16 protein-coding genes are annotated in these 13,654 nt (G+C 53.1%); 1 reads left to right on the top strand and 15 read right to left on the bottom strand.

What is annotated here, in order from left to right:
• Positions 1 to 96: 96 nt before the first annotated feature.
• Positions 97 to 372, top strand: coding sequence for a hypothetical protein (locus tag KF749_13120; protein ID MBX2992092.1), 276 nt, complete (start codon positions 97 to 99; stop codon positions 370 to 372).
• A gap of 9 nt (positions 373 to 381) precedes the next feature.
• Here KF749_13120 and KF749_13115 read toward each other — a convergent pair whose 3' ends face one another.
• From KF749_13115 to KF749_13045, 15 genes are all read right to left on the bottom strand, one after another.
• Positions 382 to 672 carry a hypothetical protein gene (locus KF749_13115; protein ID MBX2992091.1) on the bottom strand — a complete coding sequence of 97 codons (291 nt, stop codon included), beginning with the start codon at positions 670 to 672 and terminating at the stop codon, positions 382 to 384.
• A complete protein-coding gene (locus KF749_13110) occupies positions 669 to 1,115 on the bottom strand; it encodes a GNAT family N-acetyltransferase (GenBank protein ID MBX2992090.1) in 447 nt (148 codons plus the stop codon). Before KF749_13110 ends, KF749_13115 begins: the two co-directional genes overlap by 4 nt.
• A 1-nt stretch (position 1,116) precedes the next feature.
• A complete protein-coding gene (gene arsM / locus KF749_13105; protein MBX2992089.1) occupies positions 1,117 to 1,977 on the bottom strand; it encodes an arsenite methyltransferase in 861 nt (286 codons plus the stop codon).
• 19 nt (positions 1,978 to 1,996) lie between these two features.
• The gene (locus KF749_13100; protein MBX2992088.1) at positions 1,997 to 2,389 is read right to left on the bottom strand and encodes a helix-turn-helix transcriptional regulator; all 393 of its coding nucleotides are present in this window, start codon (positions 2,387 to 2,389) and stop codon (positions 1,997 to 1,999) included.
• 90 nt (positions 2,390 to 2,479) lie between these two features.
• Complete coding sequence (locus tag KF749_13095) at positions 2,480 to 3,163, bottom strand: ribonuclease H-like domain-containing protein (GenBank protein MBX2992087.1); 684 nt, start codon at positions 3,161 to 3,163, stop codon at positions 2,480 to 2,482.
• On the bottom strand, positions 3,160 to 3,807 hold the full coding sequence (locus tag KF749_13090) for a RecX family transcriptional regulator (GenBank protein ID MBX2992086.1): 648 nt from the start codon (positions 3,805 to 3,807) through the stop codon (positions 3,160 to 3,162). The genes KF749_13095 and KF749_13090 overlap by 4 nt, the downstream gene beginning before the upstream one ends.
• A 3-nt stretch (positions 3,808 to 3,810) precedes the next feature.
• Positions 3,811 to 4,944: a recombinase RecA gene (gene recA / locus KF749_13085; GenBank protein ID MBX2992085.1), complete on the bottom strand. Its 1,134-nt coding sequence runs from the start codon at positions 4,942 to 4,944 to the stop codon at positions 3,811 to 3,813.
• A gap of 45 nt (positions 4,945 to 4,989) precedes the next feature.
• The gene (gene thpR, locus KF749_13080) at positions 4,990 to 5,559 is read right to left on the bottom strand and encodes an RNA 2',3'-cyclic phosphodiesterase (GenBank protein ID MBX2992084.1); all 570 of its coding nucleotides are present in this window, start codon (positions 5,557 to 5,559) and stop codon (positions 4,990 to 4,992) included.
• Positions 5,560 to 5,569: 10 nt separating this feature from the next.
• Positions 5,570 to 6,811 carry a competence/damage-inducible protein A gene (locus tag KF749_13075; protein ID MBX2992083.1) on the bottom strand — a complete coding sequence of 414 codons (1,242 nt, stop codon included), beginning with the start codon at positions 6,809 to 6,811 and terminating at the stop codon, positions 5,570 to 5,572.
• Between the two features lie 2 nt (positions 6,812 to 6,813).
• Entirely contained in the window at positions 6,814 to 7,389 is a 576-nt protein-coding gene (locus KF749_13070) for a phosphatidylglycerophosphatase A (GenBank protein ID MBX2992082.1), read from the bottom strand.
• Positions 7,361 to 7,990, bottom strand: a complete 630-nt coding sequence (gene pgsA, locus KF749_13065) for a CDP-diacylglycerol--glycerol-3-phosphate 3-phosphatidyltransferase (protein ID MBX2992081.1) — start codon at positions 7,988 to 7,990, stop codon at positions 7,361 to 7,363. Before pgsA ends, KF749_13070 begins: the two co-directional genes overlap by 29 nt.
• 88 nt (positions 7,991 to 8,078) lie before the next feature.
• Positions 8,079 to 8,270, bottom strand: a complete 192-nt coding sequence (gene rpmB, locus KF749_13060; GenBank protein ID MBX2992080.1) for a 50S ribosomal protein L28 — start codon at positions 8,268 to 8,270, stop codon at positions 8,079 to 8,081.
• A gap of 100 nt (positions 8,271 to 8,370) precedes the next feature.
• Positions 8,371 to 11,490 carry an efflux RND transporter permease subunit gene (locus tag KF749_13055; GenBank protein MBX2992079.1) on the bottom strand — a complete coding sequence of 1,040 codons (3,120 nt, stop codon included), beginning with the start codon at positions 11,488 to 11,490 and terminating at the stop codon, positions 8,371 to 8,373.
• Positions 11,491 to 11,493: 3 nt separating this feature from the next.
• Positions 11,494 to 12,579, bottom strand: coding sequence for an efflux RND transporter periplasmic adaptor subunit (locus KF749_13050; GenBank protein MBX2992078.1), 1,086 nt, complete (start codon positions 12,577 to 12,579; stop codon positions 11,494 to 11,496).
• A gap of 37 nt (positions 12,580 to 12,616) precedes the next feature.
• Positions 12,617 to 13,654: TolC family protein (locus KF749_13045; protein MBX2992077.1), on the bottom strand; the 1,038-nt coding region annotated here is incomplete at its 5' end.

The raw sequence follows: 13,654 nt of genomic DNA, 5'->3' as shown, positions 1-13,654 counted from the left end.
TAACCGTAATGAACTGAGCGGTTGGCACGCTCATCAAGTGCGCGCACCAGCCCTGACTCGGCCAATTGAGTTATTTCTCAGATCTGGGAATAGAAGATGAGAGACCAGAGGATGGGGACTGTCAGCGAGAATGCGTCCCAACGGAATGCTCTGTCCGTTGCGAATGCAGATGCCGGAGTCCTTTCTCCCGCGTCTGCAGGGGCGTTCTTCATCAGGATTAACCGTGAGCGGGGCTCTACAGGAGTCCTTCATTTCTTGATACCCGACCGATGGCGTTGTCAGCAGTTGTTGGATCTTTTCAATGATCGCGTTCTTGATGATGTTCAGGTATTCCTGTGTCAACACGGCAAGAATTACCGGTACAGAGAATAGAAACTCTTGTCATGCGTAGGCTTCTTCCCGCTTCTCCATGATGCGCCCCATCGCATTGTCGAGGCACTGTTCGGCTTCATCCAAATCCAGCTGTGCATCGGCACGGGCACGCAGCTCAAAGCGGACGCCGTCGGAAAACGGGTGGGTCGCAAGCGAATCCAGTGTTTGATACTTCTCGGGTCCGCATGTATCTTCGACCGGAGCGCAGGAGTCTACGCTCCCGAAGAATTTGCTGTCGTCGCCGATTCCCGTCAACTGAATCTCGATCCTGTTATCATGTCGTGTGATGACGTGTTTCATTCATCCTCCTTCAAAATGAGTTCCATACAAGCGGCGTGTGAGGGACACACTCCCGAAAATTCCACCGATTGCCTGATCGGGCCGGCGACAGAATCCGGGTTGATCTTTCTGAATCCCTTCTTCTCAAAATACTTCTCAGCGGTAATCGTGAGAAGAATGAGTCGCCGCACACCGAGTTGCTTTGCATGCTCAATCAGATTGTTGTAGAGAAGCGAACCGACCCCCTTGTTCTGCAGTGACGAATCAACAACAGCGGAACGGAGCAAGCCGGTATCGTCATACACCTCCAGCCCGATTGCCCCGACGATGCCGCTTCCGTTTTCCGCAACCAGGAAGTTGCTGAAGTGATCGGCCACCCCCAGAGTCGGCAGTGAAGCGGATTCCAACAGTCTCGTAACAGAGTCGTAGTCCGCTTGCACAGTTTTTCTGATGCTTAAATTCATTTTATTTTTGTGCTGTCAACGTTATGCTCACCAAACCGAACGGAACTTCCCGGTTGAGCGAGTATTTCTTCTCTGCTCCGATTGTCAGATTCTTGAATCCTGCCTCACGGACAATCCGCAGATACTCTTCCTTGTCAACGGCTCCCGATACACAGCCTGCCCAAAGTTCGAGGTCACGGCGTGTTTCCGCCGGAATCTCGCCAATCGAAACAATATCGGAAATGGTGAACTTGCCGCCGGGTTTCAAGACGCGATACATCTCGGCGAACGCCTTGCTTTTATCGGGCACAAGGTTGATGACGCAGTTGCTGAGAATCCGGTCGATAGATGACGATTCAATCGGCATATCTTCAATCTCGCCTTTCCAGAAGTGGGCATTCTCAATGCCCAATTTCAATTTGTTCTTGCGGGCGAGTTTCAACATTTCGTCGGTCATGTCAAGGCCGATTGCCTTGCCGGTCGGCCCGACTTTCTTTGCCGCGAGGAAAACGTCAATGCCTGCACCGGAGCCGAGATCCAGGACGGTCATTCCTTCTTCCATCTCCGCAAAAGCGAGAGGCGTTCCGCAGCCAAGTCCGAGATCCGCGGCCTGTACAATCTGTTCATCAACGTTTGTGTATGTATCATTCATGAGCAGGGAGACTGTTTCAAGGGAGTTGTCCGTACCGCAACCGCAGTTTGGCCCGCTGCCTGAAGCGGGAGCGCAGCATGAACCGCCTTTCGCTGCTATCTCGCCGTATCTCTCCCGAATAGTCCCCTTCAACTGTTCGTCCGTCACCGGAGTTGAAGCAGTGCTGGATTCCGGTTCGCAGCACGTTGGTTCGCAGCATGATTTGGTTTCAGATTCCAATTGCGTTGTCATAAGTGAATTCCTCCTTGTGTTAGTTGAGTTCAAAAACCGCCGGCTTTATCTCCGGCTTGATGACGTTAAACGTTGTGCAGCAGCCGTTGCTGATGTTCTTGTTCAGTGCCTTCGCGTCCTTCAAAGCAACAGAGTTGGTCTGGAGTATGGCCTTCAGACATTCGAGCAGTTGTTCATGTTCTTTGTTCTTCGGTTTTGTGATGGAGTAAAGCATCCACAGCCCTTCCTGGCGGGAGTCGACAAGTTCTGCATTCCGCAAGTAGGAGAGATGGCGGGATGTCTTTGTTTGCGTGAATCCCGTAATCGACTCGATGTCGCAGACACAGATTTCACCGCTTCTGAAGATGAGGTTGAGAATCCGGAGCCTCGACTCATCCGACAGCGCCTTGAAGATTTTTGCCAGTTCTTTCATGCAGATGTCCCTCCTGAATTATATTCGCTTACGCAAATATAATAACCAAAGTTACATGTGGCAAGGCGAATATAGTTTTCTGAAGAGAATTTAATGGAGGGATTTCTCGAAGGCGAGAGTGCTTACCCAGTGAAAATACAATTCCGCCGTGGCTTGCACGTCGCCGATGCAGTATTCGGCGATGTCACGAAAACGTCCCGCTTCGAACAGGGGGCCGAGATCAAGTCCCGTTATGCCGTCACTCTTCGGGCTCTTGATGGCGAAGGCTTTGCAGTAGAAATCGAGACTGAATTTTCTGAATGCGCTGTAGAACGTTAGCTGTTCGAGCAGGTCGCAATGCTCTTGATGGCTGTAACGATAGGGGAGAAGATTACGTGTCGGCTTCACGCCAAGGAGGGCGGAACGCAGCATAACGAATGGACAATCAAAGGAGCGGCCGTTGAACGTGATGAATTGATCGTAGCGGGTAATTGCGTCCCAGAATCCTTCAAGAATTTCCCTCTCTTCAGCCGGCACAAACTCAATAAGCCCGTCATCGGAAGTGAATGAATCAGGCTCGTCCGAACGAAACCAGACTTTGCCGTGCTTCGAATCGGGATTCAACATCCCGATGGCAATAATGTGGCCGGTGAGTGGAGTCAGGGCAAGTTTCTGAATGGCTTCACTTCGTTCCTCCTCCGTCTTGGCAAACTTCAGCAGGTATTCCTGTTGCTTCTCATCAAAAGTATCGAGAGGGAAACCGAGGGTTTCGATGTCGAAGACGACTCTGTTCATTCTTCATCCGCTTTCTCCCCCGGAATATTCTTCATGACGGTTGAAATGACATCCCACGTGAATCCCCTCCGGCCAAGAAAGGCAGCAAGCTTCTGCCGTGTTTTGCGCGGGTCGTCGGTTGGTTTTCGGGATTTGCGTAAAAACTTCCGGGCGGCGTCGAGTGCCGCTTCTTCCTGATTTGTTTCATTGAACGTCTCGTCTAATGCCGCCTCGATGACTTCCTTCCTCACACCAAGCAGAAGGAGATTCTGCTTCAGTGCCAGCGTTCCTTTCGGCCGGACTGTCAATTGGTGGCAAATGTAACTGCGGGCGAACTCCGCATCATTCAGAAAGCCCAGTTCACGAAGATTCTCGATTGTCTGCCGGATCTCTTCGTCGGCGAATTCCTTTTCACGCAGCTTGTCCCGGACCTCTTTCTCCGTTCTCTGCCTTCGGGAAAGAAAACGGAGGGCAACGGATTTTGCGCCCTGCAATTCTTCCGCAGCCCGGAGCGCTTTGAGCTTGTCTTCACCAATTTCGTCGCCTGTACGGATGCCGAATCGCAGCAGAGTTTCGGCACTCACCCCGATGAGAAACTCGTCGTCAACAAACAGATTCTTGCGTGACGGGTTCTTCTTCTGGTTTTCGATTTTGGTGATGTGCATTCACTATGTTTTCTTGACTGTTACCGGCGGCTTTCCCGTGGACACTACGGGCGTAACCGCAGGCTTTGCCGGTGCAGTTGTTGCTGATTTCGCGGTCGGCGCCGTAGCGTTGCCGTTTGTCGGCTGTGATCCGTTGGAACCCGTGAGGCCCAATTTCGTCCGCATAGCGGCGTCGATTTCCTTCGCGATGTTCAGGTTTTCCTGCAGGAACTTCTTGACGGAGTCGCGTCCTTGGCCGATGCGCTCCTCTTTGTATGAGAACCACGAGCCGGCCTTCGCAATGATGTTGTGTTCGACGGCCGTGTCGATCAAGTCGCCGATTTTTGATATGCCTTCATTGTACAGAATGTCGAATTGCGCTTCGCGGAAGGGAGGGGCGACCTTGTTCTTTACGACTTTGACGCGGGTTCTGTTGCCGATAACGTTCGTACCATCCTTGATGGCTTCGATCCGGCGAACATCAAGGCGCACGGAGGCATAGAATTTCAACGCGTTTCCGCCGGTTGTGGTTTCGGGGTTTCCGAACATCACGCCAATCTTCATACGCAACTGATTGGTAAATATGACGGATGTTTTCGATTTGCTGATTGCGGAGGTGAGTTTGCGCAGGGCCTGCGACATGAGCCGTGCCTGAACGCCCATGCTCGGATCGCCCATTTCTCCTTCGATTTCGGCACGGGGGGTCAACGCCGCAACGGAATCAATCACAATCACATCCAAAGCATTACTCCGGACAAGCGTTTCAGTGATTTCCAGCCCTTGCTCCCCGAATTCAGGTTGGGAAAGGAGCAGGTTGTTTACGTCAACGCCGAGTTTCTTCGCGTATGCCATGTCGAGTGCGTGTTCAGCGTCGATGAAGGCGCAGATTCCGGCATTTTTTTGGGCTTCAGCGACAATGTGCAAACACAATGTGGTTTTACCTGATGATTCGGGCCCGAAGATTTCGATTACGCGTCCGCGTGGAATTCCGCCGATCCCAAGAGCGGCATCGAGTGAGATGGACCCCGTCGAAATGACCTCAACCTGTTGAATCGGGCCTTCCCCCAGGCGCATCACCGAACCTTTGCCGTGCTGCTTTTCAATCTGGTCGATTGCATTCTTCAGGGACTGCAATTTTGATTCTCGTTCGTCTGCCATACGCATCTCCTCAAAAAATAGGGGGAATTAGTTGTTAGCTCATGCTCAATGATGATGAAGCGGAATCCTGTGAAGGATTGTGTACACCGACCCGCTGGGTTTTAGCTCACTCTTGACGAGTGCAAGTTCCGAAATTGTCGTTGGCTGGCTTTCAAAGGTAATAGATTCCATTGTGCGAAGCAAGTCCCGGATATTCCGCTGACTCTTGACTCTTCCAACGGTGACATGCGCGTGAAACTCCCGTTCTTCTTTCTTGAACCCGAATGAAGACATCGACTCATCAATCAAGTAGCTAAGCCGTTGGAGAACGCAGCTATTCTCTTCCACTCCAATCCAGATAATCCGCGGCTCGCGCTTCGGCGGGAAACATCCGAGTAATCTGTAACGAAGAGTAAAAACCGGGGTTTTCCTGCAGAGGGTGTCAAGAGACGTGAATATCTTCGATACCATTCCTTCGTCTGTTCCGCCAAGAAACTTCAACGTGATATGGAGTTTGTCCGTTTGTTCCCACCTGACATCGGCGTTTGCTGCTTGCAACTCCTGAATCACCGCGCCGATTCCTGATCTGATGTCGGGCGGTATTTCAATGGCGATGAAGAGGCGGACGGTTGCCATTAGGATGTCCCTATTCAAGCTTCAGCAGTTTTCTTCGGAGAAGTTCCAATGCAGCTTGTGCAGCCCGTTCCTTCACCCTCCGGCGTCCGTCGCCAAGTTGGAAGCGAACGGCAAGGGTTGTCTCGGCGTCCGAATAGCCGATCCATACAAGCCCTATAGGTTTGACGGATGTCGCGCCAGTCGGTCCGGCAATGCCCGTTGTTGAAAGCCCGATATCCGTCCGGGCAACGCGCCGGATTCCCGCGGCCATTGCTTCGGCAACTTCTTTGCTGACTGCGCCGTGTTGCTCCAGCAGAAGGGAAGGGACGCCCAAGACTTCCACTTTTGATTCATTGCTGTACGTAACGAGACCCTGCTGGAAGTAATTCGAGCTTCCGCTGACATCTGTGATCTTGTCGGCAACGAGTCCGCCCGTGCAGGATTCGGCGACAGCAATCGTGAGTTTGCGCTCGGTCAACATTCCGCCGACTACTTCCTCCAGTTCTTCGTTGTTCACTCCGTAGATGTACTTCTCTGCTTTGGCGCGAATGCGGTGTTCCGCCTGCCGAAGAAGGTTCTCAACAGTTTGAACGTCGGACCCATAGACTGTAATCCGTAGACGAACGCCGGTTGGCGACGGCAGAAATGCCAGTTTAGCGCCTTGCAGCAGCGAATCAATGTCTCCGAGTTGGGCGGCAAGCATACTTTCGGAAATACCCGTCGTTCGCAATGTAAGATGGCGGATGACGGAGCTGGTGTTGCGGGATGAAAGGAAAGGCGCGACAGATTGCTCAATCATCTCTTTCATTTCATACGGAACGCCGGGCAGGACGAAAAGATATTTGTTCTCTACTTCAAATACCATTCCCCCCGCGGTTCCTATCGGGTTGGGGATGAGCTTTGCCTTGCGCGGAAACAACGTTTGCTCCTCGTACGTCGGGCCCCACTGGCGGTTCCATTTCTTCACCAACTCTTCAATGTGCCTGCGAATCTCGTCGTTCGGTACAAGATCCGAATCGAAGAATGAGCAGACTGCCTTCTTGGTGATATCGTCGTGTGTTGGTCCGAGTCCGCCGGTGACAATAACCACGTCGTTCCGGCGCCAGGCGAAGTGGAATGCGTCGAGTATCTCCTGCATGTCGTCGCCGACCGATTCCATCAAGCCGACGCGGACGCCAATCTCGTTGAGCTTTTGTGCAATGAATGCCTGATTGGTGTTGATCACCTGTCCAATGAGCAGTTCGTCGCCGATTGTGATTATTTCAGCTTTCATTCTTAGAAAAGTTCCGGTAAGTATGCGTAGAGAAATGCCATAACCAGCCGTGTTGCGATGTTTGCATAGATGCCGGCAACAACATCGTCCAGCATGATGCCCCATCCGGAACTGATGTGTTCAACCTGGCGGACGGGATAAGGTTTGACGATATCAAACAACCTGAACGCGAAGAAAGCAACCGCTACTCCCGGCAGAGTAAGAGGGATGGCAATCATTGCAATCCACACCCCGACAATTTCATCGATAACAACAATGGATGGGTCCGGAGCTCCATGCTCGCCGGGCTGAAATCGTTCCTTCATCCTTCGCGCCGTTTGAGTCAGCTTGTGCCCTTCGGCAGAAGCAATCTTTGCCGAAGTAACTACGCCGGCAAAAAATGCAACGACAATTGCCGCGGTCAAAACGGGGATATTGGTAAAGCCGGGAATCAGGAAAAACAACGCGCCAACCAGGGCTCCGAATGTGCCCGATGCCCAGGGAATATAGCCAGAAAAGAAGCCGGTGGCGACGAACCGCGTAAGAAAATCCGGCTGTATACCGCTACTGTCAGGCTCGTCGTTGTCGAAACTGTTCATAAAGTTCCTTGAGAAACTTCCTGTTATCGAACAGATACGCGATGCCGGTTCCGACCGTGGAGAGAGTCACGAGCAGCATCATGCCAAACAGCACCGGCGGATCCATCAGCATCTCGATGTGCCCGCCGAATCGTTCGTAGATTGCAGGGATGTGTTGTGCGACGTGGAGGAGGAGAATGTAGTAGATAACAACGAACTGCCCGAACGTTTTTACCTGTGCGGTCTTTGACGTGACAATCGGTTGATCTTTGAACTCGGCATAACTTCGCAATCCGGTAATGAGGAAGTCACGAACGATCACAATCCACGCCATCCACGCATCGATCAATCCTAAATAGGCGTACACGAGAAATGCCGCCGAAGTCAGTACCTTATCGGCAAGCGGATCGAGGAATTTCCCCCAGCGCGAAATATGGCCGAACTTGCGGGCAATCCATCCATCATACCAATCCGTTAACGCAGCGATGATGAAGACGACGAGCGAGAGTTGCTTGTAGAGGTTGGAGTCGGAGAGGATGAAGAGCGCAAATACCGGAGTCAACAGAACGCGAAGCAGCGTCAGTTGATTGGGGGCGTTGAGTTCTATTGAAATCTTCCGCATTGACGGCGGATGCCCGGAGATGTGAAAGGAATAAAAAAGCCATCAGCACAGCGTGATGGCCTTCGTGTAACCGAAGCTGATGCAGCGCTTACGCGGCCTTGAGAACCTTGTTACTCTTGATGCACGTCGCGCAAACATGCATTCGGGTCGTGCGCCCGTTGACCTTGGCCCGAACGGACTGGATGTTCGGCAACCAACGGCGACGCGTCTTATTATGCGCGTGGCTGATGTTGTTGCCGCTGACCGGCTTCTTTCCGCAAATATCACACACTTTTGCCATTACAGAGTCCTTTTTCATGAAATTTTATCGCACAAATATAGGAAAAAGAACAATATCGTGCAATTAAATTTCCTTCAAACACTACTCTTATTTGTTGGCTCTACGTCGCCAGGGTCGCTTCGGGTTCAGATTTGATGGCGATCTCTTTCTCTTCCTCGTGTTCATGTCCCGGTGCAGTTGCACGCGTGAAGCGGGCAAGAACGGTGTACAGAACCGGAACAAGAACAAGCGTCAGGAATGTCGAGAAGAACATTCCTCCCACAACTGCAAGTCCGAGCGGGCGTCTCGACTCGGCACCCGCGCCGAAACCGATGGCGATCGGCAGAACGCCGAATATGGTTGCAAACGACGTCATGAGAATGGGGCGGAGGCGGATCGTTGCCGCGTGAATAACAGCTTCAAGAACTTCCTCGCCTCGTTCGCGCAACTGATTCGCAAACTCCACAATCAGAATGGAATTTTTCGTTACCAATCCGACAAGCATGATCAACCCGATTTGAGAATAGATGTTGAGACTCTGCCCGAAAATGAACAGCGTTAACAACGCGCCGAACACAGCAAGCGGAACCGAGAGCAGAATGGTAAAGGGATGAACAAAACTCTCAAATTGTGCCGCAAGTACAAGATAAATGAAGATGATGGCGAGAAGGAACATGAAGTACAGGCTCGTGCTGGAAGTTTTGTACTCAAGCGATTGTCCGCCGAACTCGCGTTTCATCCCCGCAGGAAGTTTCTCTGCAGCGATCCGGTCGAGATCGTCAAGGGCCTGACCGAGACTGACGCCGGGCCGGAGATTTGCCGTGAGTGTGGCGGAGCGAACCCGGTTGTAGTGGTTCAGTTCTTTCGGAGCAAGTGTCTCGTCGATGCGGACAACATTGGCAAGCTGTACCAATCCACCCGTTCCGCGAATGTAGATTTCCCTGATAGCATCAGGCGTAGCGCGGGCGGAAGGCTTCATCTGAAGAATCACATCGTATTGCTTCGTGCCCCGTTTGAAATTTGTAACCACACGGCCGCCAAGGAACGTCTCCAACGTCAGGCCGATATCGGTGAGCGAAGCGCCGAGTCCTGCCGCCCGTTCCCTGTCGATTGTCAGATCGAGCTGCGGCTTGTTCAGTCGCAAATCGGTATCAAGATTGATGAGATAGCCCAACTTGTTGGCCTCGCCCATCATAATGCCGACTGCCTGGTTCAGTTCTTCGTAGCTCTCCGCCTGAAGGACGTACTCTACCGGACTTGAGCTGAACCGCCCCCCGATACTCGGCGGGTTAATGACGAATGCCAGCACGCCGGGAATGGAGAGAAGTTGCGGAAACAGTTCCTGGACGATTTGTTGCTGGGACTTCGTTCGTTCGCTTCGCGGTTTCAATCCTAAAAACAGAAATCCGTTTGTCACGCGTCCGGGTCCGCCAAAACCCAACCCGACAGCAGTGAACAACGTTCGCCGTTCGGGCAGGTCAAGCAAACGCTTTTCCACTTCTCTCATATATCTGTCGGTATAATCCAGGGTTGCTCCCTCGGGCGCAATCACGATGCCGAAGGCGATTCCCCGATCCTCAATCGGCACCAGTTCACTCGGAAGAAACCGGAACAACACGACACTCAGGACAACTGTCAGAACGGCGCCGGCCAACATCAACCATTTTCGGCCTAACGCGAAGCGGAGTGTGCGCTCGTAGATATCGTTGAGGAACTCGAAGAACGTATCGAACGAGCGGGATGCCCAGCCTGTGCTTGTGCCGTGCAGAGGACGCAAAATTCGTGAAGAAAGCATCGGCGAAAGCGACAACGCAACGAAGCCGGAGATCAGAATAGCGACTGCGAGTGTTAATCCGAACTCGTTGAACAATCTCCCGACGTTGCCGGTAAGAAATGCAAGAGGGATGAACACCGCAACAAGCGATATCGTCGTTGCGATGATGGCGAAGCCGATTTCCTTGCTGCCGTCGAACGCCGCCTGCCGGCGTGTTTTTCCCATCTCAATATGGCGGTAGATGTTTTCCAGCATCACAATTGCATCATCCACCACAAGCCCGATAGCGAGTACGAGGGCGAGAAGTGTCAGAATGTTCAGCGTGAAGCCCGCGAAGTACGCCACGCTTAATGCGCCGATAATAGAAATCGGAATTGCCACCGACGGGATGGCCGTTGCCCGAAAACTCTTGAGAAACGCCAGAACAACGAGAACAACCAGGCACATGGCGATGACAAGGGTTTCGATGACTTCGTTGATCGATTCCTGAATGAATCGGGACGAGTCGTAGGCAACCTCGAGTTTCATTCCGGCGGGGAGGAGGGAGAGAAGGTCTTCCAGCGCTGCCCGCACTTCGGCGGCAACATCCACGGTGCTGGCTTTGGATTGTTTCACTACTCCCAACCCGACGGCGGTTTGTCCGTTAAACCGCGCCACCGTGCGCTCGTCCTGCGCGCCGACCTTCACTTCCGCAATGTCGCTCAAGCGTACGATGTCGCTGTTCTTTCTGGAGACGATAATAGCGGCAAACTCTTCGGGAGTCGTCAGTTCGCCGCGGGTACGCACGGAGAATTCCCGTTCGGCCCCTTCAACACGGCCGGCGGGGATTTCCGCGTTCTCGCTACGGATCGCGGCCTCGACTTCCTGCGTTGTAAGCTGGTGAGCCGCCATTCGCAACGGGTCGAGCCACACACGCATTGCGTACTGTCGCTCTCCTCCAATGAATACCGAGCCGACGCCTGTTAATCGCTGGAGTCGCTCCTTCAGGATGCGGTCGGCAATGTCGGTGAGTTCAAGGCCGCTGTGCCTGTCGCTCGAAAGCGCAAGCCAGACAATCGGCTGGGCATTGGCGTCAACCTTTGAGATAACGGGGTCGTCGATTTCGCGGGGAAGCCGGGCACGAACGCGGGACACGCGGTCACGAACATCATTGGATGCCTCATCGACATTGCGGGCCAACTCGAATTCGATGGTGATGACCGAACCCTGTTCCCGGCTGGAGGATGTCATGGTCTTGACACCTTCGAGCGTTGCGAATTGTTCTTCGAGGATGTTGGTGATTTCTGTTTCGACAACAGCAGGGCTTGCCCCGCGGTAGAACGTCACAACGGAAACAATCGGCGGGTCGATATCGGGATACTCGCGAACGGGCAAGCGCGTGAATGAGATGATTCCAAACAGCAGAATCGTAAAACTCATCACGCTGGCAAATACCGGCCGACGTATAGATACTGTGCTGAGTTTCATTGCCTATCCTCCACTCTTCATTGAGCCTTCATCGGGTTGTGCCACCGCGTTGCTGATGGGCATGACTTTTCCTCCATCAAACAGCTTTTGATGTCCTGCACGGACAACCGTCATTCCTTCTTTTAATCCTTCAAGAACTTCAACAACATCGGAAAGGCGGGTACCGAGAACGAGCGGCACACGGGCAACGCTGCTGTCTTCGTTCACAACAAACACAAACGACTGCGTTCCGCCGCCGAAAACGGCTTCGTTCGGAATGGTAAGCGCATTCGGTCGCTCACTCAGAACAGCCGAGACGTTTGCAGACATTCCCGGGCGGAACCGCCTGTCGGGATTTGTTACGCGGGCAACAACACGGGCGCTGCGTGTTGTCTGATCGATAATGGGTTCGATGACGATGATCTTCCCTTTCAACTCATAGCCGGGAAAGGCGGTTGACGAAATGTTCACCGCTGCCCCTTGCGAGAGAAGGGAGAGGTACCGCTCAGGAGCGGAGAAGAAAACCCGAATCTCGTCAATATTGGCAAGTTCAGTTATCGCCTGACCCGGCCTTAGAAATGTTCCGATGCTTACCCGTCGCGCTCCGATAATGCCGCTGAACGGCGCAACGATGCGGGTTTTTGCATGGCGGGCTTTTGCGACGTCGAGATTTGCATCGGCAACCTTCAACGCCGCGGCAGCATCATCCAAATCCTGCGGAGCGCCGGCACGCTGATCGACAACACTCTTTACCCGATCATAGGTTGTTTTGCTTTGTGCACGCAGCGCCTCAGCTCGTGCAACCTCTGCAGCAAGTTGCGCGTCGTCTAATTGCGCAATGGGTTGGCCGCGTTGGATGAATCCGCCTTCTTTGAACGGCAACGCTTTGACGGCTGCGTCGATTTCGGAGACGACGGTTATTGCTTCAAGCGCTTCAATCGTGCCGACGGCCTCGAATTTATCAATCACTTTTTGAACGGTGACTTTGCTGACTTCCACCGGCATGGGAGGCATGGAAAATCCGCCGCGTTGCTGATCACCGCATCCGTGGAGAAGTATTCCGAAGAGGAGAAGAAGAGTGAAGAGTGCCGGGGATAACCTGTGTTTCATACATTCGTGCCTTTCTGATTTTCGAAATATCTATGATCTACTGTTGAGCCGGATATGCGCCGGATGTCAGTTGTCTCAATGCGGCTGCAGCTTTCGCATTCCGCACAATTGCCTGAGAATACCGTTGCTGGGCAACCGCAAAATCCGCCCCGAGGCGGACAAGCTCAAACGCTGTTGAGCGGCCGTTCTGGAACTCAATCAGCCCGATGCGTACCTGTTCCTGCGCGGCGTCAACCCCTTCCCGTGCGGCATTCAACCGGCGGCTTCCGTGGTATAAATCCCTGTAGCCTGCCCGGACTTGTTCTTCAAGAACTCTCGCTTGCTGGATGTAGCGTTGCTCGGCGAGAACAACTTCTGCTTCAAGCCGTTCCTTCTCCCCGAAACCGCTTCGCAATCCGATGGGTATGGTCACTTCCACCCCGATACTCCAGGCGGGAAAGCTGCGTTTGATGGACTGGCGCATTGCCTCGTTCAGACTTCCGCTGATTTCCGAGCGCAGAGTATCGCCGCCAAACACAACATCTCGTGCCGAGCCTGCGAGTCCGCTGCCGCCGATGGAGCCGACGACATCAACGCGGGGCAGAGCTTCCCAAAACGCCGCGTTGGATAGCGCCCGCTGTGCCTCAATATCTGCTTTCGCTGCTTGTAGTTGAAGGTTTCTCTCGATTGCCTTGGCGACGAGTTCATCCGCTTCTTCGAGTGGAAATTCGGCGGGGGGAGTATCGGCTGTAAGATAGCGGCGTACAGGCGGTTCGGGCCGCACGCCAATCAGCGATGCAAACTGATCCGAAAGCCTGTCGAGTTGTTCTTCACGATCAAGAAGAAGGATTTTCTGTTCAGCCAAAAATGTGCGGGCGTTGGCAACCTGATTCGGGCCGATGAGCCCGGTTCGTGCGCGTACTTCTGTTTCCTCCAAGAAAGATTCCGCCCGGTCACGCGTCAATTTCTGAACGGCATAATCCCGTTCGGCGGTGTACAAATCCCAGTAGCTCTGTTCGACGCGTGAACTGATGGCAAGCACTTCTTGGTCGTAGCGCGCTTTGGCGGCATCCAATTCCTGATCTGTTTTGACGAC

The sequence above is a fragment of the Bacteroidota bacterium genome (genome assembly GCA_019637975.1).
In the GTDB taxonomy this organism is placed as follows: Bacteria; Bacteroidota; Ignavibacteria; order UBA10030; family UBA6906; genus CAADGV01.
This window is presented reverse-complemented; position numbering and strand designations above follow the sequence as displayed.

Coding starts and splice junctions, on each gene's coding strand:
- KF749_13100 (MBX2992088.1), bottom strand. CDS start 2,389: ATGAAAGAACTGGCAAAAATCTTCAAGGCGCTGTCGGATGAGTCGAGG.
- KF749_13050 (MBX2992078.1), bottom strand. CDS start 12,579: ATGAAACACAGGTTATCCCCGGCACTCTTCACTCTTCTTCTCCTCTTC.
- KF749_13075 (MBX2992083.1), bottom strand. CDS start 6,811: ATGAAAGCTGAAATAATCACAATCGGCGACGAACTGCTCATTGGACAG.
- thpR (MBX2992084.1), bottom strand. CDS start 5,559: ATGGCAACCGTCCGCCTCTTCATCGCCATTGAAATACCGCCCGACATC.
- pgsA (MBX2992081.1), bottom strand. CDS start 7,990: ATGCGGAAGATTTCAATAGAACTCAACGCCCCCAATCAACTGACGCTG.
- KF749_13120 (MBX2992092.1), top strand. CDS start 97: ATGAGAGACCAGAGGATGGGGACTGTCAGCGAGAATGCGTCCCAACGG.
- rpmB (MBX2992080.1), bottom strand. CDS start 8,270: ATGGCAAAAGTGTGTGATATTTGCGGAAAGAAGCCGGTCAGCGGCAAC.
- KF749_13095 (MBX2992087.1), bottom strand. CDS start 3,163: ATGAACAGAGTCGTCTTCGACATCGAAACCCTCGGTTTCCCTCTCGAT.
- KF749_13110 (MBX2992090.1), bottom strand. CDS start 1,115: ATGAATTTAAGCATCAGAAAAACTGTGCAAGCGGACTACGACTCTGTT.
- KF749_13055 (MBX2992079.1), bottom strand. CDS start 11,490: ATGAAACTCAGCACAGTATCTATACGTCGGCCGGTATTTGCCAGCGTG.
- KF749_13070 (MBX2992082.1), bottom strand. CDS start 7,389: ATGAACAGTTTCGACAACGACGAGCCTGACAGTAGCGGTATACAGCCG.
- KF749_13090 (MBX2992086.1), bottom strand. CDS start 3,807: ATGCACATCACCAAAATCGAAAACCAGAAGAAGAACCCGTCACGCAAG.
- KF749_13115 (MBX2992091.1), bottom strand. CDS start 672: ATGAAACACGTCATCACACGACATGATAACAGGATCGAGATTCAGTTG.
- recA (MBX2992085.1), bottom strand. CDS start 4,944: ATGGCAGACGAACGAGAATCAAAATTGCAGTCCCTGAAGAATGCAATC.
- arsM (MBX2992089.1), bottom strand. CDS start 1,977: ATGACAACGCAATTGGAATCTGAAACCAAATCATGCTGCGAACCAACG.